19 protein-coding genes are annotated in these 22,187 nt (G+C 65.6%); 7 read left to right on the top strand and 12 right to left on the bottom strand.

Going from position 1 to position 22,187, the window contains the following annotated elements; all coding sequences use genetic code 11:
* Positions 1-3 precede the first annotated feature (3 nt).
* The 4 genes from QX073_RS20380 to QX073_RS20365 form a co-directional block, all read right to left on the bottom strand.
* On the bottom strand, positions 4-930 hold the full coding sequence (locus QX073_RS20380) for an ABC transporter permease (RefSeq protein ID WP_315827196.1): 927 nt from the start codon (positions 928-930) through the stop codon (positions 4-6).
* Positions 931-933: 3 nt separating this feature from the next.
* Positions 934-2,043: an ABC transporter permease gene (locus QX073_RS20375; protein WP_316226264.1), complete on the bottom strand. Its 1,110-nt coding sequence runs from the start codon at positions 2,041-2,043 to the stop codon at positions 934-936.
* Positions 2,040-3,149 carry a BMP family ABC transporter substrate-binding protein gene (locus tag QX073_RS20370; RefSeq protein WP_316165183.1) on the bottom strand — a complete coding sequence of 370 codons (1,110 nt, stop codon included), beginning with the start codon at positions 3,147-3,149 and terminating at the stop codon, positions 2,040-2,042. Before QX073_RS20370 ends, QX073_RS20375 begins: the two co-directional genes overlap by 4 nt.
* A 401-nt stretch (positions 3,150-3,550) precedes the next feature.
* Entirely contained in the window at positions 3,551-3,706 is a 156-nt protein-coding gene (locus tag QX073_RS20365) for a hypothetical protein (RefSeq protein WP_315711478.1), read from the bottom strand.
* 224 nt (positions 3,707-3,930) lie between these two features.
* Here QX073_RS20365 and QX073_RS20360 point away from each other — a divergent pair, with 224 nt between their 5' ends.
* Complete coding sequence (locus QX073_RS20360) at positions 3,931-4,899, top strand: SDR family NAD(P)-dependent oxidoreductase (RefSeq protein WP_315711480.1); 969 nt, start codon at positions 3,931-3,933, stop codon at positions 4,897-4,899.
* Between the two features lie 202 nt (positions 4,900-5,101).
* Here the strand turns inward: QX073_RS20360 and QX073_RS20355 are convergent, their stop codons facing one another.
* From QX073_RS20355 to QX073_RS20345, 3 genes are all read right to left on the bottom strand, one after another.
* Positions 5,102-5,578, bottom strand: coding sequence for a GcrA family cell cycle regulator (locus QX073_RS20355; RefSeq protein WP_316226263.1), 477 nt, complete (start codon positions 5,576-5,578; stop codon positions 5,102-5,104).
* A gap of 86 nt (positions 5,579-5,664) precedes the next feature.
* A complete protein-coding gene (locus QX073_RS20350) occupies positions 5,665-5,862 on the bottom strand; it encodes a hypothetical protein (protein ID WP_006614936.1) in 198 nt (65 codons plus the stop codon).
* A 1,041-nt stretch (positions 5,863-6,903) separates the two neighbouring features.
* Positions 6,904-7,845, bottom strand: a complete 942-nt coding sequence (locus QX073_RS20345; RefSeq protein WP_316175218.1) for an acetamidase/formamidase family protein — start codon at positions 7,843-7,845, stop codon at positions 6,904-6,906.
* Positions 7,846-7,975: 130 nt separating this feature from the next.
* Between QX073_RS20345 and QX073_RS20340 the strand changes: the two genes are divergently transcribed.
* The gene (locus tag QX073_RS20340; protein WP_315755032.1) at positions 7,976-8,764 is read left to right on the top strand and encodes a YdcF family protein; all 789 of its coding nucleotides are present in this window, start codon (positions 7,976-7,978) and stop codon (positions 8,762-8,764) included.
* On the opposite strand, the gene QX073_RS20335 is transcribed toward QX073_RS20340, so the two are convergent.
* Positions 8,761-10,608 (bottom strand): tetratricopeptide repeat protein, encoded by a 1,848-nt coding sequence (locus QX073_RS20335; protein ID WP_316226262.1) that lies wholly within the window; start codon positions 10,606-10,608, stop codon positions 8,761-8,763. The genes QX073_RS20340 and QX073_RS20335 overlap by 4 nt on opposite strands.
* A 186-nt stretch (positions 10,609-10,794) precedes the next feature.
* On the opposite strand from QX073_RS20335, the gene QX073_RS20330 reads away from it, so the two are divergent.
* From QX073_RS20330 to QX073_RS20320, 3 genes are all read left to right on the top strand, one after another.
* Positions 10,795-11,580, top strand: a complete 786-nt coding sequence (locus QX073_RS20330) for a DUF169 domain-containing protein (RefSeq protein ID WP_315711487.1) — start codon at positions 10,795-10,797, stop codon at positions 11,578-11,580.
* Positions 11,581-11,711: 131 nt separating this feature from the next.
* Positions 11,712-12,890 (top strand): saccharopine dehydrogenase family protein, encoded by a 1,179-nt coding sequence (locus QX073_RS20325; RefSeq protein WP_315711488.1) that lies wholly within the window; start codon positions 11,712-11,714, stop codon positions 12,888-12,890.
* Between the two features lie 39 nt (positions 12,891-12,929).
* On the top strand, positions 12,930-14,108 hold the full coding sequence (locus QX073_RS20320; RefSeq protein WP_316226261.1) for a saccharopine dehydrogenase family protein: 1,179 nt from the start codon (positions 12,930-12,932) through the stop codon (positions 14,106-14,108).
* On the opposite strand, the gene QX073_RS20315 is transcribed toward QX073_RS20320, so the two are convergent.
* The 3 genes from QX073_RS20315 to QX073_RS20305 all read right to left on the bottom strand — a co-directional run bounded on the left by QX073_RS20315 (position 14,105) and on the right by QX073_RS20305 (position 18,220).
* Positions 14,105-15,379, bottom strand: a complete 1,275-nt coding sequence (locus QX073_RS20315; RefSeq protein ID WP_315827190.1) for an O-antigen ligase family protein — start codon at positions 15,377-15,379, stop codon at positions 14,105-14,107. The genes QX073_RS20320 and QX073_RS20315 overlap by 4 nt on opposite strands.
* Positions 15,380-15,466: 87 nt before the next feature.
* Positions 15,467-16,996, bottom strand: a complete 1,530-nt coding sequence (locus tag QX073_RS20310) for an undecaprenyl-phosphate glucose phosphotransferase (RefSeq protein WP_315755021.1) — start codon at positions 16,994-16,996, stop codon at positions 15,467-15,469.
* A gap of 153 nt (positions 16,997-17,149) precedes the next feature.
* Positions 17,150-18,220, bottom strand: a complete 1,071-nt coding sequence (locus QX073_RS20305) for a glycosyltransferase family 4 protein (protein WP_315712597.1) — start codon at positions 18,218-18,220, stop codon at positions 17,150-17,152.
* Here QX073_RS20305 and QX073_RS20300 point away from each other — a divergent pair.
* Positions 18,170-18,322 (top strand): hypothetical protein, encoded by a 153-nt coding sequence (locus QX073_RS20300; protein ID WP_315827303.1) that lies wholly within the window; start codon positions 18,170-18,172, stop codon positions 18,320-18,322. The two genes, QX073_RS20305 and QX073_RS20300, sit on opposite strands and share 51 nt — an antisense overlap.
* A gap of 325 nt (positions 18,323-18,647) precedes the next feature.
* Positions 18,648-20,951: a lipopolysaccharide biosynthesis protein gene (locus QX073_RS20295; protein WP_316170099.1), complete on the top strand. Its 2,304-nt coding sequence runs from the start codon at positions 18,648-18,650 to the stop codon at positions 20,949-20,951.
* Here QX073_RS20295 and QX073_RS20290 read toward each other — a convergent pair.
* Positions 20,948-22,180: a GNAT family N-acetyltransferase gene (locus QX073_RS20290; RefSeq protein WP_315755017.1), complete on the bottom strand. Its 1,233-nt coding sequence runs from the start codon at positions 22,178-22,180 to the stop codon at positions 20,948-20,950. The genes QX073_RS20295 and QX073_RS20290 overlap by 4 nt on opposite strands.
* Positions 22,181-22,187: the final 7 nt, after the last annotated feature.

The following is a 22,187-nucleotide window of genomic DNA, read 5'->3' as shown; positions in this document are numbered from 1 at the left end:
AAATCAGCGGGTGATGGACAATTCAGCCGGCGCGCCGCTCAGGGTGCGTTTCGGCGAGCAGGTGATGATCATGATCAGCAGCGTCAGGATATACGGCGCGGCATTGAACAGATGATAGCCGGAGGTGACGCCGACGGATTGCAGCGCCGGTCCGAGCGCGGCAGCACCGCCGAACGCCAGCGAGGCCCACAGGCACAGCATCGGGTCCCAGCGTGCGAAGATCACCAGCGCGACCGCGGTGATGCCTTGTCCCGACGACAAGCCCTCGTTCCAGCTGCCGGGATAGAACAGCGACAGGAACGAGCCGCCGATGCCGGCGAGGAAGCCGCCGGCCATGGTGGCGCGCAGTCGGATCATCAGCACCGAATGGCCCATCGCCCGCGCCGCATCGGCGCTCTCGCCGGCAGTGCGGATCAGGAGGCCCCAGCGCGTGGTCTTGAATGCCCACAGCAGCAACGGCGCGAGCACGACGCCGAGCAGGAAGAGGACGTTGATGCGCAAGGCCGCGCGCACCTGCGGCACGTCGCTCCACCAGCCGAAATCGATCGCCAGCAGCCGCGCGGCGGTGGGCTCGATCAGCGGCTTGCCAAGGAAGAAGGCGAGGCCGGTGCCGAACAGCATCAGCGAGATTCCTACCGCGACGTCGTTAACGCGCGGCAGCGAGCAGATGCCGGCGTGGAGCGCGCCGAGCAGCGCGCCGGTGAGGCCAGCGGCGAGCACGCCTGCCCACGGCGATCCCGTGAGATAGGAGATGCCATAGGCGCTCATTGCGCCCATCACCAGCGTGCCCTCGAGGCCGAGATTGATGCGGCCCGAACGCTCGGTGATGCATTCCCCGAGGCTCACGAACAGGAACGGCGTGGAGACGCGGATGGCGCCGCCGAGCACCGCGAGCGGCACGGTCCAGAGCCCGATATTGCCGTCAGCCATGGATCAGGACTTTCCCTTGAGGAAACCGATGCGGCCGTAGAGCGCGTCGCTCGCCAGCACCGAGATGAAGATGATGCCCTGCAGCACCAGCACCGAGGCGTCGGGCAGGCCGAGCCGGCGCTGCAGCAGTCCGCCCGACGCATTGATGCCGCCGAGCAGGATCGCGACCGGAATGATGGCGAGCGGATTCTGCCGCGCCAGGAACGCCACCAGGATGCCGGTGAAGCCGTAGCCGACCGCGAGATTGGCGTTGGTGCGGCCCTGCACGGCGGCGACCTCGACCATGCCGGCAAGGCCGGCGCAGGCGCCGGCGAGAAAGCAGACGGTGAGGATCAATTTGCCGACCGACAGACCGACGATCTTGGCGGCGCGGATGTTGCCGCCGGCGACGCGCGCGGCGAAGCCGAAGGTGGTGTGGTAGATCAGCACATAGGCCGCGATGGCGGCAATCAGGCCGAACACCAGGCCCCAATGCACGTCGGTGCCGGGAATGCTGCCGATCATGTTGGCGGCGCCGATCTCGCGCGTCGACGGCTTGTTGAGGCTGGCCGGATCGCGCATCGCGCCTTCGACGAGATGGTTGAGGATCGCGAGCGCGATATAGACCAGCAGCAGGCTCGAGATCGTCTCGTTGACACCGCGATACTGCCGCAAGGCCCCGGACAGCAGGATCCACAACCCGCCGCCGGTCATGCCGGCGATCACCATCGCGATCTGCACCATCAGCGGCGGCATCCCCTGCAGCGCCAGTGCCGCCGAGGTTGCCGAGAGCGCGCCGATCAGGAGCGCGCCTTCGCCGCCGATGATCACCATGCCCAATTGCGCGGGCAGGGCGGTGCACAGCGCTGTCAGAATCAAGGGAGCTGCCCGCGTCAGCGTGTTCTGCCAGGAGAACCAGGTGCCGAACGCGCCGTAATACATGTACCAATAGAGATCGAGCGGGTTCTTGCCGAACAGCGCGACGAAGATGCCGAACACGATGAGCGCGGCGACCAGCGCCGCGCCCGGGATGAGAATGTATTCAATGCTCGCGCCATAACGTTGCAGGAAACCTGCGTCGGCGGCCGGCGCGATGGCGGCCACATCAACCGGATCGGCCGCCTCTGATGTCACGACGTGGCTCCGATCACGCCCTCGACCAGGTAGTCCATCTTCTCGAGCTCAGGATCCTTCTGGCCGCGCTCGGTGCCGGCGGTGATCACGGTGTTGCCCTTGTTGTCTTTGATCGGGCCCTTGAAGATGGTATAGCCCTCACCGAGGAACTTGCTCTTGATTTCGTCGGCATGCTTGCGCGCCTGCTCGGACACCGCCTCGCCATACGCCGAGATCTTGACCACTTCTTCCTTGAGGCCGCCGCGATAGAAGTTCGGAATGCTCTCGCCAGCCTGGAGCATCTTGACGAACTTCGGATACAGCGCTTCCCAATTCCATTCTGCGCCCGTGAGATACGCTTTCGGTGCCAAAGGCGACTGGTTGACGTGATAGCCGGTGACGAAGGCGCCGCGGCGCGCGGCATTCTCCACCATCGTCTTGGGACCATCGACATGGCAGGTCAGCACGTCGACGCCCTGGTCGATCAGGCTGTTGGTGGCCTCGGCCTCCTTGACCGGCATCGACCAGTCGCCGGTGAAGATCACCTGCGTGGTGGCCTTGGGATTGGCGAGCTTGGCGCCGAGCGTGAAGGCGTTGATGTTGCGCAGGACCTGCGGGATCGGCTTGGCGGCGACGAAGCCGAGCTTGCCGCTCTTGCTCGTATAGCCGGCGACGATACCGGCAATGTATTGCGCCTCGTCGATATAACCGAAATAGGAGCCGGCGTTCTTCGGGTCCTTCTCGCTCCACAGGCCGCCGCAGTGTTCGAAGCGCAGCTTCGGATACTTCGCGGCCATCTTGATCATGTGCGGATTGTAGTAGCCGAACGAGGTCGGGAAGAGCAGCGTGGCGCCGTCGAGATTGATCATCGACTCGATCGTCTTCTCGACCGCGTCGGTCTCCGGCACCTTCTCCTCTTCGATCACCTTCAGCCCGGGCAGCTTCTTCAGCGCCGCCGCGCCTTGCGCATGCGCCTGGTTGTAGCCGTAGTCGTCGCGCGAGCCGACATAAATGAAGCCGATCGTCGTCTCCGCTGCGAAGGCCGGCCGCAGGCCCGCGGCTGCGCCGAGCGTCAGCGCCGCGCCACCCTGCAACAGATGCCGTCGTGAAATCCTGCCAAAGTCCATTGGTGAGCTCCCTCGGCGGGTCGGTCCGCCCGCGCTGTCATCTCGGCTTCACCGCCACGGCGGAGCCTTGAAGGGGGTGATCGCAAGCTTTGTGCCAGCGGCGCGCGGGAAGGCAGGCGCACCAAGCTGTTGAAATGGCAACATTTTGCAGATGATCGCAGCTTAGGCAGACGAATTTCCTGCCTGATATCAGCCTAAAATTTAGTCAATTGACTTTAATTGTATGCAACGAGTTCGACCGGATGGGACCTGTACCGCTGCCTGCGACGCGGCGGCGGCCTCCAGCTCAAAGCGGTGCAGAACGAACGTCGCGGCGAGGAGGAGCGGCGGCGCAATCGTCCTGCGCAGGCCGATCGCCGGTGGCGAGCCTTTTCATATCTGCTGCAGACGGTCTCGGGGTCTCAGATCCCGAGCAGCCAGACCGCGACGATGGTGCCGATCACTGCGAGCCCGCTGATCGTCCAGCCCGTCACATAGGCGCCGTCGTCAGATCCCGCGGGATCGACCATCGTGTCGCGCCAGCCTTCGTCCTGCCAGTGCCCCTGTTGGTACGCCATGCGAACCTCCTCGAGCCTGCCTCCCCGTGGAATAAGTCGGACGCCCCTCGAGAAGGTTCAACCCCAAGCTGAAATCTTCGTTGCATGCGCTGCAACGCAAATCCCCGACATCCCCTCTGGTCAGGCCGGCGAAACGTCCTAAGCTCGGAACGCGTTCCGCGAAGAGAACGAGCAAGTCGCCGGGACGGCATGGCCGTCCCGCAGCAGGGAAGGAAGACCATCCAATGAAGGATTTCGCCGGCAGGATCGCCGTGATCACCGGGGGCGGCACGGGCATGGGCCGCGAGCTCGCGCGCCAGCTCGTTGCCGAAGGCTGCAACGTCGCCATGTGCGACGTCTCGGCCGAGGCGATGGCCGAAACCAAGCGGCTGTGCGAGGCCGAGAAGCTGCCGCAGGGCCTGCGTGTCACCACCCATGTCGCCGACGTCTCGATCGAAGCGCAGCTGCAGCGCTTTCGCGATGAGCTCGCCGAGCAGCAGGCCACGGACAGGATCCACCTGCTGTTCAACAATGCCGGCATCGGCGGCGGCGGCAGCCTGTTCACCAACTCCCGGGAGCAGTGGGAGCGCACCTTCAACATCTGCTGGGGCGGCGTCTATCTCGGCGTCCGCACCTTCCTGCCGATGCTGCTGAAGGCAGACGAGGCCCATATCGTCAACACCTCGAGCGTCAACGGCTTCTGGGCCTCGGTCGGCATGGGCGTCTCGCACACCGCCTACAGCGCCGCAAAGTTCGCGGTGAAGGGATTTACCGAAGCGCTGATCAACGACCTCCGCCTCAACGCCCCGCACATCAAATGCTCGGTGGTGATGCCCGGCCACATCGGCACCTCGATCGTGTCGAACTCGCGCAAGGTGCAGAGCGGCACCGAGTCAGACGAGCTGAGCGAGACCGAGATCGGGCTTGCGCGCCAGCGCATGAAGGGCATGGGCATCGACGTCGCCGCCATGAGCGATGCCGACATCCAGGCTGCCGCCCGCGAGCGCGCCCGCAGCTTCCTCGAGGACGCCCCGACCACGGCGGCACAGGCGGCGAAGATCATCCTTGACGGCGTCAAGGCCGAGCAATGGCGCATCCTCGTCGGCGAGGACGCCAAGCTGCTGGACCTGCGCGTCCGCCAGTCGCCGGAGCAGGCCTACGAGCCCGAGTTCTTCCAGCGCTTCGCGCAGGAGGCGGGGTGGAAGCTGGGGTAGGGGATTGTTGTTAGTTAAAGATCGCTGCTCTCGCTACGCAGACGGTGAGCTCCCCTCCCCGCAAGGGGGAGGGGAGACGAGACCGCCGCGCCGTCCCCGCAGAACGCGGAGACTTAGCAAGGCGTAGCGCGTCAGCTAGCTCTATGCGGGCTCTGCTGCCCGCGCGGGGAAGGCTCCGACAAGGAGCTCGGCAGATTGTTGCTTACCGCGACGACGCCACCCGGTACGCCATCCGCGTGTGGCTCGGGCAATACGGCAGCCCCTCGATCGGCTTCGATCCGCAGAAGCAGAAATCATCCGCGCCGGGCGTCGAGATCGGCCAGCGGCAGCGTTCCTTGGAGAGCTCGAACAGCGAGCAGCCGTTCACGACGGTGCCGACCGGCTCCTCGACGATCACAGGCGGCGGGTCGTTCTGAACCGCGCGCAGGATGCGGCGGCGCAGCTTTGGCACGGGACGGCGTGCGCCATCGCGTGTCGGCTCGGCGCGCACCACGCGCCTGGTGTCGCCGCCATTGTCGCGCGTCAGCGCCAGGCGGGAGATCTTGCCGATCACGGCGTTGCGGCTGACGCCGAGCTCGGCGGCGATCTCTCGGCAGGTCAGCCCGGCCTCAAAGTGCTGCTTCAGGGCCTGGAGCCGTTCCTCGGTCCAGGTGGGGAGTGTCTGTCGTTCGGCGGGCATTGTTGTCGCTTCCAAGTTTGATCCGTCCTGGATCGTCCTGGCCGACGGCTGCACCGAAACTGTTGTCCGCGTTGCGTGTCCCTAGCTTACGCCCGTCCGTTGTCGCGAATCGACAGCAGCCCATCCTTGATGGCGAGCCGGATGCCTTCTTCAATCAACGTTCTGCAGACACCCGGAACGCTGGTGCCGTGGGTTCCCTGTTTCACGAGCTTTTCGAGATAGCCGATGGTTGCCAGGGCTAGGGTTACGGGGATGCGGTCAGTTTCGGCTTTTTCCGTCGCCATGCCTAAAAGCTAGTCCGTAACCGGTGTACAGAAAAGTAACTTTTTAGACTCTATTAGGAATCCAATAGGTTGTACAGCGGCTTGGGGATAACTGGTTAAGATATTGAATTTTATCGTAATATGACGAATCGGCGAGGTCGCGATGGTGACTCTCCGCCCGCTCGGCGAGTCCGGGGCCGGAATGGTACGGGAAAGCAAGGGCCGGGAAGATTCGCGTTAGCCGCGGTGCCCGATGGTCGCTTCAACCACCGCCGTGCCGCGGCGCCTGCTTCGGGATCCCCTTGGTGAATTTTAAGCAGAGCAGGCAGACGGGTCATCGCGGTCACGGCGAGAAAAGTTCGTCATTCCAGAAATAACGCTTTCGCTTTTCCGGAAATTGTGCTTTGGATGCCGCCATCCCGCCTCACTCGGAAGGGGCGTTGCGCGCGATCGTCACGACACGCGAGGCGGGGAGCGATGGCCGCGATGGAGCCGCAGCGTATCCTCTCGGGTGCGCGGACGAACGGCTCGGCGCGGACGTGAAGTCGCAGCGTGCTGACACCCCGACGCTGGTGTTATCCGCGCAACGCGCTCTGCGCGTTGTCGCGATCGCGACGAGGCTTCGCCTCGCGCGGAGGTGGCCAACAAGCCCGGCGCACCAGGCAGACTGCGTATAAGCGTGAAGACCATCGCGCAGGGAAGGCCGGGCGTTCTCGGCTGCACCTGTGGTACCTGCCGCCTGCATTTTTTCTCGCAGGCGGGCCGCAGGCGCCAGCCGGCGCCTGGCCTTCCCTGCGCCCTCCGACATTTCAGAGGGTGAGATCTGCAGCATGACCCGGGCAGGATCTGCCGCGGCAGCGCGACGTCACGCGTCGTTCGATGCGCTCCCTCGCGCGGCATCAATGGCGTCGTCCCCGCGAACGCGGGGACCCATAACCCCAGGGAGCAGTTGGCTTGCGCAAGTCCAACCACCTCGCGTCACGACTTGGTTCGGTGGTTATGGGTCCCTGCGTTCGCAGGGACGACAGCAGTGTGTTTGGCCCGACGCTCAGCCCTGTCTTCTCACCCGTGCACCACCGCCTTCGCGATCATGCAATGAATGCCCTTGGAGCCGTTGACGGTCTGGGTCACCCGCAGGTCGGCGGCGAGGCTGCACAGGGTATAGGCGTCCTCGCGCGACAGATTGCGCTTCTCGCCGAGCAAGACGATCATGTCGCGCAGCGCCTTCACCGCGCACTGGTCGAGGTCGGGGTCCATCGCCATGGTCATGTAGTGGGTGGCCGTCTCGGCGCGCGGATAGTCGAATTTGAGATCCTTGCGCACAGTGAGACGGAAACGCCCCTGCAGCGCGGTCTCGATCGCGGTGACGCAGACCTCGCCGTCGCCCTGCACGCCGTGGCCGTCGCCGCAGGAGAACAGCGCGCCGGGCACGAACACCGGCAGATACAGCTTGGCGCCGGCACCGAGCTCCTTGTTGTCGAGATTGCCGCCCATCGCGCGCGGGATCAGCGACGTGATGCGGCCCCAGGCCGGCGGCGGCGCCACGCCCATCACGCCGAAGAACGGCGCCAGCGGCAGCTCCAGGCCCCACGGCAGCTTGCCGACCATCCGGTCCTTGTCGAGCGGGATGTTCATCAGCCGGCTCTCGTGGAAATCGTCGGGCAGGGTGCCCGCCAGCGGCCGGATGAAATTGTAGCCCCAGTCCTGCCGCAGCTGGACGTCGAGGATGTCGACCTCGAGCACGTCGCCGACCTCCGCGCCCTTGACCGCGATCGGGCCGGTCAGGATGTGGCCGGGCACCATGCGCTCGCTGCGGGCGTGGACGTCGAACAATTCCGGCGGCACATGGAATTTGCTGGTGTCGGGCACCACGTCGGGCCCGCCGCTGATCGAATCGATCGTGACCTCGTCACCGCTGTCGATCGTGAGCACCGGCTTCAGCCGGGATTCGAAGAAGCCCCAGTGGCAGGTCTCGGGGCTCGCGTGCAGATGGTGATGGGCCATGGTCCTCTCATTCGTACCGGTTCGGGACCAAGCATAGCGCATCCGCCGGCCGCCGCAGAGAGATGGCGACGCATGGCCGCTGTCGTGTATGAGGGCGGCCGTGGCACCTCACCCCGCGCCGGAGCTCGCAATGTTCTTTGTCCTGTCGAAGACGCTCGGTCTGCTGGCACTGCCGACCAATTTCATGATCGCGCTGGGCCTCGCAGGCGCCATCCTGATGCTGACCCGGTTTGCCGTGCTGGGGCGCAGGCTCGTGGTGTCTGCCATGCTGCTGCTGGCGATCGTCGGCCTGACGCCGCTCGGCAGCCTGATGCTCTATCCGCTGGAGAGCCGGTTTCCGAAATGGGACCCGGCGAACGGTGCGCCCGACGGCATCATCGTGCTCGGTGGTCCCGTCGATTCCGATCTCTCGGTGATGTACGGCATGCCGGTGACGGTGGCGGGCGCCGATCGGGTGATCCAGGCCGCCGCGCTGGCGCGGCGCTATCCGAACGCGCGCATCCTGTTCACCGGCGGCAGCGCCAATCTGATCGCGACCGAGGCCAAGGAGGCCGACGTCGGCGCCGAGATCCTGCTCAGCCTCGGCGTGCCGAAGGAGCGGCTGTTGCTGGAGCGGCAGTCGCGCAACACCTACGAGAATGCGATCTTCTCCAAGGCGATGATCTCCCCGAAGCCGGGCGAGCGCTGGCTGCTGGTGACCTCGGCCTATCACATGCCGCGCTCGGTCGGGCTGTTCCGCAAGGCCGGCTTTCCAGTCGAGCCCTATCCGGTGGACTGGCGCGTCGGCCGCGTGCTCGACTTCGACGGCATCTCGCTGCTCGGCCTGCGCCGCGCCGACATTGCGGTGCGCGAATGGGTCGGGCTCGTGGCCTACCGCCTGCGCGGCCGCATCGACGATCTGTTTCCGGGACCGGCCTAGGCAATCGTCTTGCTGAAGCTCGCCGCTTTCGCGGCCAGCTCGCCGCGCACGCGCGCGACGACCGGCTCGTAGCGGCAGCTCGAATCCTGCCGGAACAGCCGCGCGCTCGGATACCACGGGCTGTCGTCGCGATCCCTGAGCCAGCGCCAGTCGGCGAGGTGGGGCAGCATGATCCAGGTCGGCCGTCCGAGCGTCGCGGCGAGATGCGCGACGCTGGTGCAAACGGTGACCACGACGTCGAGACAGGAAATCAGCGCCGCGGTCTCGACGAAGTCGGTCAACTCGACGGTAAGGTCGCGGATGCCGCTCTGCTGCGCCAGCACCGCCTTGTCGGCTGGCCGCAGCTCTTTTTGCAGGCTGATGAAATCCGCCCCGAGATCGAGCAGCGGCAGCAGGGTCGCAAGCGGCATCGAGCGGTTGCGATCGTTGCCCTGATGCGGATTGCCGGACCAGACGAGGCCGACCCGCAGCCGGTCATGCGCTCCGAGCCGCCGCTCCCAGGCCGCGATGCGCTCGGCCGGCAGTGGCGGGAGATAGCTTGGCGGTGGAATGGTATCGAGCGTGGTGCCGAAGGCCAGCGGCAGGCTCATCACCGGGCAGTGCATGTCGAAGACCGGCCGCTGCAGGTCCGGCGCGTAGGCGAGGCATTGCGTCACACCGTCGATGCCGGCCATCAGCGGCCGCAGCGCCTCGCGCACCACCAAGATCACCTTGGCGCCGCGCGCGGCGACCATCGGCACGTAGCGGGCGAACTGGATGGTGTCGCCGAAACCCTCGTCCTCCTCGATCAGGATGGTCTTGCCGGCGATGTCCTCGTGGCCCAGCCATTTGGACTCGGCAAAGCGCGGATAGTCGATCGAGAAATCCGGCATGGCCCAGCGCGCCTCGCGCCGGGCCCAGCCGGAGACGAAGTCGCCGCACTGCAGCTCGATATGCGCGAGCTGCCACGCCGCCTTGGGATGATCGGGGACGAGCGCGAGAATCTGCCGGTAGACGGCAGCAGCATCCTCGAAACGCAGGAGCTGCATCAGCGCAAAACCCTTGTTGAGCAGCACCTCGACGAAGTCCGGCCGCAACGCCAGGGCCTGATCGAACCACGGCAGCGCCTCCGCGCTGCGGCCGAGACAGACAAAGGCATCACCGAGATTGTTGCAGACCATCGCCTCGGTCGGCGCCAGCGCATGCGCGCGTTCACAATCGGCCAGATACGCGTCGTAGTGTTTGAGCTCGCGGAGGCACCGGGCGCGCATCTGCAGCGACTGCAGGTCATTCGGCAGCTGCGTCAGGCAGATCGTGAAGGCCTGGGCGGCTTCCTCATAACGCTGCTGCTGATGCAGCAGCAGGCCGCTCTGGAACGCGGCCTCGCGGTGCGAAGGATCGATCGTCAGCGCGTGCTGATAGCTCAGCAGCGCCTCGGCGCCACGGTCGAGCGCCAGCAGCACGCCGCCCATATGCTTCCACAACTCGGCCTCGTCGGGCTTGAGCTGGATCGCCTTGTCGAAGACGGCGAGGGCGTCGTCGAGCCGGCCCATCTGCTTCAGGGTGAAGCCGAGGCTGGTGAGATAGTCGATCTTCGGCGTCTGTCGGATCGCGCGCGAGAACCACGCAACGGCATGGTCGTGCTGGCCGGTCTGCAGCGCGATGATGCCCATCAGCGCAAGGCTGTCGGCGTGGGCCGGGTCGGCCGCCAGCGCCTGCTCGCAGCACATCTGGGCATCGAGCAGACGCCCTCCGCCGAGGTGATGCAGTCCCGCCTCGTAGAGCGCGGCGGGCGACAGCACGGGCGTTCCGCCGGGGCCGGCCGTTGCGCTCTTGGCGCCTTCCTTCCGGTCGCTGCGGGTCATCGACTGATCCTGTCCGAGGATCGAAAATTCATAAGTGATTCCCGTAATATCGAGAAGGATCATGGTATGGCGGGCGAGCCCGGAGGGCGGAAATACTGGCATCACGCGGTGCGAGGGTCTAACAAGCGCCCCGAAGTCGAACCACGCATTGGACCGGCAGGCGGTGCGGTAGGGAGGGAGCGCCACATGCAACAGCCGAACGGGACGGACAGGCTGGATCTGGCGGCCATGGTGGCCGATCTCAACGGCCTGCTGCGGCTGAAGACGACCGTGATCGGCATCAAGATGTTCGCCCGCGTCGAGGACATGGAAGCGGTGGAGAAGATCCGCCGGCCCAACGCGGTGCACACCACCGACCAGATCGTCAGCATGGCCTCGCGGCTCGGCTGGACAGTCGGCATCACCGGAGATGATCTGGTCGGCGCGCAGTGCCGCGCGGTGATCGGGCTCGGCCCGCAGGACGACACCTGGCTCGAGGGCGCGAACTATGTCGGCGTCTGGCACGGCACGGCGGAGGACGCGCGCAAGCGACAGGAGGCGCTGGATGTCGTGCCGTTCGGCCGCTACCAGGCCATGGCCGTCAGCCCGCTGTCGAGCGGCCGGCTGGATCCGCCGGACATCTGCCTAGTCTATGCGACGCCGGGACAGATGATCATCCTGATCAACGGCCTGCAATATGTCGGCTACAAGAAGTTCGAATGGGGCGTCGTCGGCGAGACCGCCTGCGCCGACTCCTGGGGACGCGCGCTGAAAACCGGCGAGCCGAGCCTGTCGCTGCCATGCTTCGCCGAGCGCCGCTATGGCGGCGTGCCGGACGAAGAGATGCTGATGGCGCTGAAGCCATCCGATCTCGCCAAGGCGATCGCCGGCATGAAACAGCTTGCCAGAAACGGCCTGCGCTACCCGATCGCCCCCTACGGCATCCAGAACGACGTCCGCGCCGGAATGAATGTGTCTTATGGAAAAAAGTAGACCCGCAAACTCCGTCATTGCGAGCGCAGCGAAGCAATCCAGGGCTGAGGACGGGACTCTGGATTGCTTCGTCGCTGCGCTCCTCGCAATGACGGGGCACTAAAATCGCAGCTGATCGCTAGGGAACAAGAATGACGTCATCCAAGTTCGATATCATCGTCTATGGCGCGACCGGTTTCACCGGGCAGCTCGTCGCTGAATATTTGGCCACGCAATATCGCGGCGACAGCTCGCTGCGCTGGGCGATGGCTGGTCGCAGCCTCGACAAGCTCGCGTCCGTGCGCGATGCGATCGGCGCGCCCGCCGATACGCCGCTGATCGCGGCCGATGCCGCCGATCCTGCATCCCTAAAGGCCATGGTGGCGCAGACGAAGCTGGTGCTGACCACCGTCGGTCCCTATCAGCTCTATGGCAACGAGCTCGTCGCGGCCTGCGCCGAGACCGGCACCGACTACGTCGATTTGTGCGGCGAGCCGGTGTGGATGCGGCAGATGATCGACAAGCATCAGGCCACCGCCGAGAAGAGCGGCGCGCGCATCGTGTTCTCCTGCGGCTTCGATTCCGTGCCGTTCGAGCTCGGCGTCTATTTCGTGCAGCAGCAGGCCAAGAAGGTGCTCGGCGCCGCAGCGTCGCGTGTGAAGGGCCGCGTCCGCGGCATGAGCGGCACGCTCTCGGGCGGCACCGCGGCGAGCGCCAAGGCGACCTTCGATGCGGTCGCCAAGGATCTGAGCCTGGTCGCGATCCTCAAGGACTCGTTCGCCCTGACGCCCGGCTTCAAGGGTCCGAAGCAGCCGTCGGGCAACAAGCCCGTCTATGAGGAAGATCTGCAGTCCTGGACGGCGCCGTTCATGATGGCGCTGATCAACACCCGCAATGTCCACCGCTCCAACATGCTAATGGGTTTTCCCTACGGGCAGGACTTCGTCTATGACGAGATGGTGCTGACCGGCCCGGGCGAGAAGGGCGAGGCCAACGCCAAGAAGGTGATGGCGGCGAATGCCGAGAAAACCGGCCCCAACGCGCCGAAGCCAGGCGAGGGTCCCTCGAAGGAGGAGCGCGAGAATGGCTACTACAATCTTCTCTTCGTCGCGATAGCCCCCGACGGCCGCCAGGTCCGCGCATCCGTGAAGGGCAACCGCGATCCCGGCTACGGTTCGACCTCGAAGATGATCAGTGAATGCGCCGTCGGCCTGTTGCGCGACGGCGCCGGCGTGAAGGGCGGGTTCTGGACCCCGGGCGCGGCGCTCCGCGACAGCCTGATCCAGCGGCTGGTGGACCACGCCGGCCTGACGTTCACGGTGGAGGGCTAAGAGCGGTGGAATCCATCCGCCGCGGCCCAGAGAGCAACCATGACGTCGGCTAATTTCGACATCGTCGTTTATGGTGCAACCGGTTTCACCGGCCAACTCGTGGCCGAGTATCTCGCCGCGCGCGGTAGCGGCGAAGCCAAGCTGACCTGGGCCATGGCTGGGCGCAGCCGCGACAAGCTCGCCAAGGTGCGCGATGCGGTCGGAGCGCCGCCTGATCTGCCGCTGATCGTGGCCGATTCCAGCGACCCCGGCTCCATTCGCACGATGGTCGATCAGGCTAGACTGGTGTTGACTACGGTCGGACCCTATCAGCTCTACGGGGCCGATGTGCTCGCCGCCTGCGTCGCTGCGGGGACCGATTATGTCGATCTCTGTGGCGAGCCGCTGTGGATGCGCCAGATGATCGAGAAGCATCGAGATGAGGCGGAGCACAGCGGTGCAAGAATCCTGTTCTCGTGTGGCTTCGACTCGGTGCCGTTCGAGCTCGGCGTGCTGTTCGTGCAGCAGCAGGCAAAACAGGTGCTAGGTGCGCCACAGCCGCGCGTGAAGGGGCGCATTCGCGGCATGAGCGGCTCGCTGTCGGGCGGCACTTCGGCGAGCGCCAAGGCAACAGCGGCGGCATTGACCGCCGATTTGAGCCTTGTGGCGATCATGAAGGACCCGTTCGCGCTGACGCCGGGATTCACCGGCCCGAAGCAGCCACCGGCCAACCGACCGATCTATGAGGAGGATCTCCAGTCTTGGGCCGCGCCGTTTGCAATGGCGCTGGTCAACACACGCAACGTCCATCGTGCCAACGTGCTGATGGGTTTTCCGTACGGGCAGGACTTTGTCTACGACGAAATGGTGCTGACGGGCGATGGAGAGGAAGGCCAAGCCAACGCCAAGTTGGTCATGGCGGCAAATGCCGAGAAGACCGGCCCGAATGCGCCCAAGGTCGGGGAGGGGCCCTCGAAGGAGATGCGGGACAACGGATACTTCGACCTGTTGTACGTCGCAGTGTCTCCCGACGGACGGCGCGTTTGCGCGTCGGTGAAAGGGAAGGGCGATCCCGGCTACGGTCTGACGGCGAGGATGATCAGCGAATGCGCCATCGGCCTGCAGCGCGATGGTGCCGTTGTGAAGGGCGGTTTCTGGACGCCCGGCGCCGCGCTCGGCGACAGCTTGATCAAGCGGCTGGTCGACCACGCCGGCCTGACGTTCACGGTGGAGGATTAGTAGGCTGCGATGTGCGGGCCGATCCCTGCGGATCGGTTCGCCTCGGCCTGATGGGCGCGCGTGGCGGCGATCATGCCCCACATCGTGCCGAGCATCAGGAAGAAATGCCGCCAGTGGTCGGTGTCGATGATGAAGCTTTCGCCGACGGTGCCGAGGAACGCCGAGAATACCGCGATGTAGGTGCGCTGCCAGGGCACGCGCACGAACAGATAGCGGAAGCCGAGAATGACAGTGGTGAACACCAGCGCGGGATAGCAGATGCCGGACAGCCAGCCACCCGACATGAAGGCGTTCAGATAGGAGTTGTGGGTGTCCTCGGGGAAGTAGTTGTGGAACTGCAGCGGCCCGATCCCGAACGGCAGGTCGAGCGCCATGTCGGCGCCGAGAATGTGGCGTCCGAAGCGTCCGAACCGGCCCTCGTCATAGCTCTGGTCGAAGCTTGCCCGCTGCTTGAACATGTCGGCGATGGAATCGATCGAGAGCAGAACGCCGATCAGGACGATGCCGGCCACGGCGGCCGCCAACGTCATGAAGATGATGCGGGAGCGCTCGCCCCGCGTCTGGCTGGTGAGCACCATCATTGCCAGCATGAAGGCGGCGGTGAGGACAAGGCCGCCCCAGGCCGCGCGCGAGAAGGCGAGCAGGATGGCGAGCGCCATCACGCCGAGCGCAAAGCTGGCGCGCAATGTCGCGGCGAAGCGGGCGGTCACGACGTTCTGCAGCGCGAGCAGCGCCGGCAGGATCAAGAACGCGCCGAGCACGTTGGGGTCCTTGAACGTGCCGCGCGCGCGGCCATACAAGGTGAGGAGATCGTAGCCACCGGGCACCAGATGGAAGTAGCCGGCGACACCCGCGAGGGCCGCGATCGCGCCGCCCATCACGAGGCCGCGCCGGAGCATGTCGAGCCGCGCTTCGGTGTCGTCCGACGTGAGCATGGCAATGAAGATCGCCGTGAACGCCATGTACCAGGAGGTGGCGATCCAGGTCGCGATCTTGGAATCGTCGAGCAGCGGTATCGCGCTGATCGTGTAGCCGAGATTGACCAGGACCAGCAACAGGAGGAGCGGCAGGAAGACGAGGCGCAGCCTGATGCCGGTCGCGAAGAACACCGCGGCGGAGGCGAGCGTGACGAGCTCATAGGGGCTCGGTTCGATGAACACGATGGCGCCGGAGACCCCGACCAGCCAGACCAGCGTGCGCTGCAGGGCGACGACGCCCGGAGGGGCCATCGGCCTGGATGCGAACTCTTCGGCTGCTGCCGTCACGGCCATCGCGAACTCACACTCATACGCAACGCACGGCGGGATCGGCCAGACACACGCGCGAAGCGGACGTGGGCCCGCTCCGGATCCCCGCGATCAATAGGCGTTCTCGCTCTTGGTCATCAGCGCCAGCGGCGTCTTGAGCAGGATGTAGAGGTCGAACAGCACGGACCAGTTCTCGATGTAGTAGAGGTCGAACTCGACTCGCTTCTGGATCTTCTCCTGGTTGTCGATCTCGCCGCGCCAGCCGTTGATCTGGGCCCATCCAGTGATCCCCGGCTTGACGCGGTGGCGGGCGAAGTAGCCGTCGACGGCCTCGTCGAACATCCGGTTCTGCAATTTGCCCTGCACGGCGTGCGGCCGCGGACCGACCAGCGAGAGGTTGCCCTTGAACACTACGTTGAACAGTTGCGGCAGCTCATCGAGGCTGGTCTTGCGGATGAAGCGGCCGACGCGGGTCACACGTGGATCGTTCTTGGTGACGACCTTGGACGCCGTGGGATCAGCCTGATGGTGATAGAGCGACCGGAACTTGAAGACGTCGATGCGCTCGTTGTTGAAGCCGAACCGCTTCTGCCGGAACAGCACCGGTCCCGGGCTGTCGAGCTTGATCGCAAGCGCAACCAGCGCCATCACCGGCAGTGCGAGCAGCAGGATGAGGCCGCCGACCAGTCGATCGAACAGCATCTTCATCACCAGGTCCCAGTCGGTGATGGGAGCCTCGAACACGTCGAGCGTCGGGACCGCGCCCAGATAGGAGTAGGAACGCGGACGGAAACGCAGCTTGTTGGTATGGGCCGAAAGGCGGATGTCGACCGGCAGCACCCACAGCTTCTTCAGCATGTCCAGGATGCGTGTCTCCGCCGAGATCGGCAGCGCGAACAGCACCAGGTCGACGCGGGTGCGGCGGGCAAACTCGACGATATCGTCGACCTTGCCGAGCTTCGGCGCACCGGCGCAGGCCTCGAGCGATCGCGAGTCGTTGCGGTCGTCGAACACGCCGAGGATCTCGATCTCGGAGTCGTCCTGCGCCTTCAGCGCACGCACCAGGTCCTCGCCGCTCTGGTCGGCTCCGACGATGATGGTCCGTCGATCGAGACGTCCTTGCCTGGCCCAGCTGCGGATCAGGTTGCGCAGCACGACGCGGCTCGCGATCAGCGCGCCGAGCCCCACGAAGAAGAACGCGGCGAGCCAGAGACGGGAGACTTCGCTGCCGATCTTGGCGAAGAAGGACAGTCCTATGAACAGCAGGAACACGAAGCAGTAGGACGAGACCATCCGGGTCATCTGCCGCACCTGGGCGCGGAAGACCTGGATCTGGTAGATGTCGGCGGCCTGGAAGCACACCACCGTGCTCACGGCGAGGCCGACGATGGCAACGAGATACTCCCAATGGAAGCCGCTGAGCGGCACCACGTAGCCGAAATAGACGGCGCTGCCGACGACGCTCAGCAGTACGAAATCGGTGATGCGGACGATGCCGGCGAGGACGATCGGAGAGTAGGCGCGGTGAACCTTCTGATTGGCGACCGCCAGGGCCGCCGGCGACAGGCGGCGACGCCGTTCAACGGCCGGCTTGCCTGCCGCGGCCGTCGATGCGGCCGTGGCCGCAGCAGCATCCAACATCGAGCGAGCGTTGATCGGTTCCACAGTCGTACAAGCCCGGATTATGTTTGTTAGTATTTGTGGTCATGTAAGCGCTGATAGCGCCGGGGGAAATTCCCCACCGGCGGGATTAAGGGCCAAATCGGAAGAAACGGTTAGCGATGGTAAATGACGTCAGGTCTTGGTAAACGCCTCGCGGTAGCTGTCGAGCACGCCCTCGACCATCGCCTTCTGCGAGAAATGCTGGAAGATCCGCTCGCGCAGCGCCTTGGCGCGCAGCTGCGCGGTAGCCGGATCGTCCAGTGCGGCTGCAATGGCGTCGGCCAGCGCGGTCGCGTTGCCTGGCATAAACATCGCGTCGTCGTGCGCCCCGAAGATCTCGGGGATGCCGCCGACCCTCGCCGCGATCATCGGAACCCCAGCGGCTCCCGCCTCGATCACGACATAGGGCATGGAATCGCCGCGCGACGGAACGACGAGCAGTCGTCCTTTGGAAAATCCGTCGCGGGCCTTCACATGGCCGATGAAACGCACCGCGGCCGCAAGACCGAGGCGTTCGACCTGGGCTTTGAGCTTCGACATCTCCTCGCCGTCGCCGCCCAAGGTCAGCGTCAGCGGCCGGCCACGGGAGCGCAACTGCGCGACAGCGTCGATCAGCAGATCCGTGCCCTTGATGTGCCTGAACTCGCCGACATAAGCCAGGTCGGTCTGGTCCTGAGCCGGCGTGACCGGGTCGAATTCGCCTGCAGTGACGCCGTTGAAGACGCAATTCACCAATCCGTTGGGATGGCCGATCATGCGCTCATAGGTATCGCGGGCGAAGGCGCTCTCGAACAGGAAGAGATCCGTCCGGTTCATCAGCGCACGTTCAAGCCGGCCATACAGCGCGCCTTTGAGCGTGTCGAGCGGGTAGTGCAGCGAGCCGCCGTGAGGCGTGTAGATGCGGATCGTTCCTGGCCGATGCGGCAGCAGGCGTACGAACGCGCCGGCTTTGGCGCCGTGGCCGTGCAGCACGTCGGGGGCGAGCGCGCGGGAGAGGCGATGGAATCGGCTGAGTGCCAGAATGTCGCTCGGCCAAGGCTCCCGATGAATGGGAACGCGGTGCACGCCGAGTGTCAGGCGAGGCGCGATCTGGGCCAGCGCGGCATCGGCGCGTTCGCCGCCGGTCAGGCTGTCCGCAATGATGCCCACGTCATGCCCGCGATCGACCTGGCCGTTGGCAAGGTCGAGGATGTGCCGAAAGATGCCGCCGACGGGAGCTCTGACCGCGTGAATGATTTTGAGAGGTTTGTTCTGCGACGGTGCCATATCGAACTCGCCCGCGCCTTCGGCCTGCGCGTGGTTTAGCCAGGCGTCGCTGCGCGAGCTGATCTGACGACTGGCGGATAGAGGAAGCACGGGCGCCTCTCGTCGCTGAATATTGATAGCTCCAACCTCGATAGAGGCTTGATGGTTAACAAAGTCTCACTTGTCGTCATTGCCGGGCAGGTTCGCTCCAGCATTGTGACGATCTGGCGCAAGCCTACGTGTTGCGAGCAGCATTTGGCGAAGGATGACGATTGTTCGATAGGGCGAGGTTGCAGGCGCTCCGGTTAACCCGTCAGCAACCTTAATGGAGTGTAATTGTACCACGTATGGTAGCGGCGTGGCGTAGGTCTCGCGGGAGTGGATGATGCGGTTGGCGTTCTGGCGTGCCGGCGAGAAGACACAGGTTGACGGAGCCTCCGTCCGACCCGTGACAGGCTCGCCATCGTCGGCGGAGCCGGGCCCGGCCGGCGATCTCGATCTCCGGCTGGTCGGCCGCGCCTTGGCACGAAAGCGTGGCTTCATTCTTTTGCCGACGCTGCTCGCTCTCGTTCTGTCGATCACCGCGGTCAACATGATCACGCCGCGCTACAAGTCCGAAGCGCGGATCCTGATCGACGGACGCGAGAACGTGTTCGTGCGGCCGAACGGGGAGCGTACCGAAGAGCGGACGGCACTCGATGCCGAGGCGGTCACGAGCCAGGTGCAACTGGTCCTGTCGCGAGATCTGGCGCGCGACATTATCGCGAAGAACAGGTTGGGCGAGCTGCCGGAGTTTGATCCCGTCCTGCGCGGCGTGTCGCCGCTGAAGTCGGTCTTGGCGATGGTCGGGCTCGTGAAGGATCCGCTTGCCATGACGCCGGACGAACGCGTCATGGATGCCTATTACGAACGCCTGACCGTCTACGCCGTCGACAAATCGCGCGTCCTCGTCGTCGAGTTCCAGTCGCAGGATCCGGCGCTTGCGGCGAAGGTCGCGAATTCGATCGCGGACGGCTATCTCGTTGTTCAGCAGAACGCTCGGCAGGCGCAGGCGAAGTCGGCCAGCCAGTGGCTGGCCGGGGAGATCCAGGGCCTGCGCAAGAAGGTCGAGGAGGCGGAATCGCGGGTCGAGGAGTTCCGCGCCAAGTCGAATTCGTTCATGGGGACCAACAACACCTCGCTGTCCAACCAGCAGATGGGCGAGGTCAATACCCAGCTCAACAATGCGCGCGCCTTGAAATCGGATGCCGAGACCAAGGCGCGGCTGATCCGTGAGATGCTGCAGAGCGGCCAGCCGATCGAGGCGTCCGAGGTGCTCAATTCGGAGCTGATGCGGCGCTTGTCGGAGCAGCGCGTGAGCCTGCGCGCGCAACTCGCGGAACAGTCGTCGACGCTGCTCGACAATCACCCGCGCATCAAGGAGCTGAAAGCGCAACTGGCTGATCTCGACCGCCAGATCCGCGACGAGGCCGGCAAGATCTCCCGCTCGCTCGACAGCGACGCGCGCATCGCCGACGGGCGGGTGCAGATGCTGAGCCAGAGCCTCGATCAGGCCAAGAAGCAGGCCACCTCCACCAATGGCCTCGATGTCCAGCTGCGGGCGCTGGAGCGGGATGCCAAATCGCAGCGCGACCTGCTGGAATCGTATCTCGCCAAATACCGCGAGGCGAACACCCGTGAGTCGCTCGACACCCCGCCCGCGGATGGACGGATCATCTCGCGGGCGGTGGTGTCCAACACGCCGGCGTATCCGAAGAAGCTGCCGATCGTGCTGATCGCGACATTGGCGACCTTGATGCTGACCTCGGGCGTGGTCATCACCGGCGAGCTGCTGCGCCTCACGGCTCCGCGTGCGGTGGGCCCGGCCGCCCCGGCCATGAGCAGCATGGCCGATGTCATGGTGCTCGCGGCGCGGGTCGAGCCGATGATCGCCCCGCGTACGGTCTCCGCATCGCCGGCCGTTGCACCACCTTCGACGTCGGCGCCGGTTGAGGCCGCGCGTCCGGCTTCGGTACCGCCGCCCCCCACGGCCATGCAGCCGGCCGAGGCGCCGTCGGCCGAGCCGGTCAAGCCTGCGCCGCCACCGCTGAACGAGTTCGAGCAACTCGCCGCCGATCTGCTCGGCGCGGGCGAGGGCGCCCGCAAGGTCACCGTGCTCGGCACGGCCGGCGGCGAGGCCGTCACGTCCACTGCGCTCGCGATCGCCCGCACCATGGCGGCGCAGGCGCGCGTGGTGCTGGTTGACCTCGCCGGCAGCCCGCAACTGCTTGCGGGCGTCTCGGTCGATCCGGCCGCGCCCGGGCTGATCGAGCTGATGCTGGGCGAGGCATCGTTCGCGTCCATCATCACCAAGGACCAGGCCTCGCGGCTGCACATCGTCAATGCTGGCCGTCCCGGCGCCGACCGCAGCCAACTGCAATCGCCGCGGCTCGCGCTCGCGATCGACGCACTGTTGCGCGTCTACGACCACGTCCTGCTCGACGCTGGCAATGCCTCCGATCTGCCGGCCGAGCTCCTGACCGCGGGCGCGCGCGCCGTCGTCGTGCCCGATCCCAAGATGGCCGCCGAGGCGCGCAGCCAGATGAGCGAGCAGCTGCGCGAGGTCGGCTTCGGCGCCGTCACCATGCTGAAGGCACCGGCCGGAGGCGCCAACCGCAACCAGCCGGGGCCGCGCGGCGTCGCCGCCTAATCTTCGGCCCTCTCGTCAGCCTTGGCGGCGCCGCCACGCGATTGCAGCGCGCCGCGCAGCTGTTGCGCCAGACGGAACAGGGCAGGGCTGTGCTTGACGGCATGCTTGGCCCGTCCAACCGCAGCCATCGTCGTCGCGGCGACGCGCCCCCGCGCGGTCAACGACATGAAGCTGTCGAAGATCGGCTCGTCATTCTTGCAGAACATCCGCTTGTAGTCGTCCGATCCGATGCCGAGATCGAGGGCACGAAAATCCTGTTGCGCGTAGTGATCGATGATCGAGCGCATCAGGATCAGTCCGGGACTCCAGCGCGCATTCTCCGACAACGTGTAGGTGTTGAACATCATCGAGAAGCGCGCCCCGTCGGCCACGCCGGCAAACAGTGCGATGATCTCGGCGTCGCAGCGCAGTGCGTGGATATCGATGGCGCGATGCCCGCAGTCGAGCTTTGCCATACAGGCGCTTCGCACGAAGGCCTCGATGCAGGGCTCGGCGAACACGTTCGGCAGCCTCTGCTCGGCCATGCGGATCGGCTTGGTGCGGAAGAACCAGTCGAGCAGTTCGGCGATCTCGGCGTCGCTGCTCGCGACCATGTAGCGGTAGCCGGGCAGCGTCTGCAGCTTCTTTTCCTTGCTCTTCAGCCGCTTTCGGAACGAATTCGACAACAGCGCCGTCGGCGCAGCCCCCGGCGGCATCAACAGCACCGGACAGTCGTTCACCGACGGCTGGTGCGGCCATTGCGCCAGCGGATTGGCGAGATCGCGCCAGCGCTCCGGCTGCTGTGTCAAGGCGAGCAGGTCGACACCGCCGCGATCGCGCAGCCCTGCGAGCAGGACGTCGAGATCGCCGGCGCTGGCGCGCGCGGCGAATTCGCGATCCATCAGCGGCATGTTGAAGGTCGTATGCTTGCCGCCCATGAAGGTGGCGATGCGCACGCCGCAGGCGTGCCGCAACGTCAGCGGCAGCAGCAGCAGCGGGCGTTGCTCGGCATCACGCCCGATAACGATGAACGGCGTCGCATGCTCGCGCGCGCCGACGTCGCGCTGCCATGCGCCGAGCAGATCGAAGCGCTGGTAGGGCGTCGAGACATGTTCGGGGACTTCGAGCGCGCGCCAGACCGGCTCGGCGGCAGCCAGATCGGACACGATCTCCACCCGCGCGAGCCCCGACGGCAGCCGCCGCGCGGGCGCCTGCGCCGTCCGGCTCTCGATCACGGCGGCCATGGTCATCGCGCAG

The organism is Bradyrhizobium sp. SZCCHNS3052, assembly GCF_032484495.1.
Taxonomy (GTDB): Bacteria; Pseudomonadota; Alphaproteobacteria; order Rhizobiales; family Xanthobacteraceae; genus Bradyrhizobium.
This window is presented reverse-complemented; position numbering and strand designations above follow the sequence as displayed.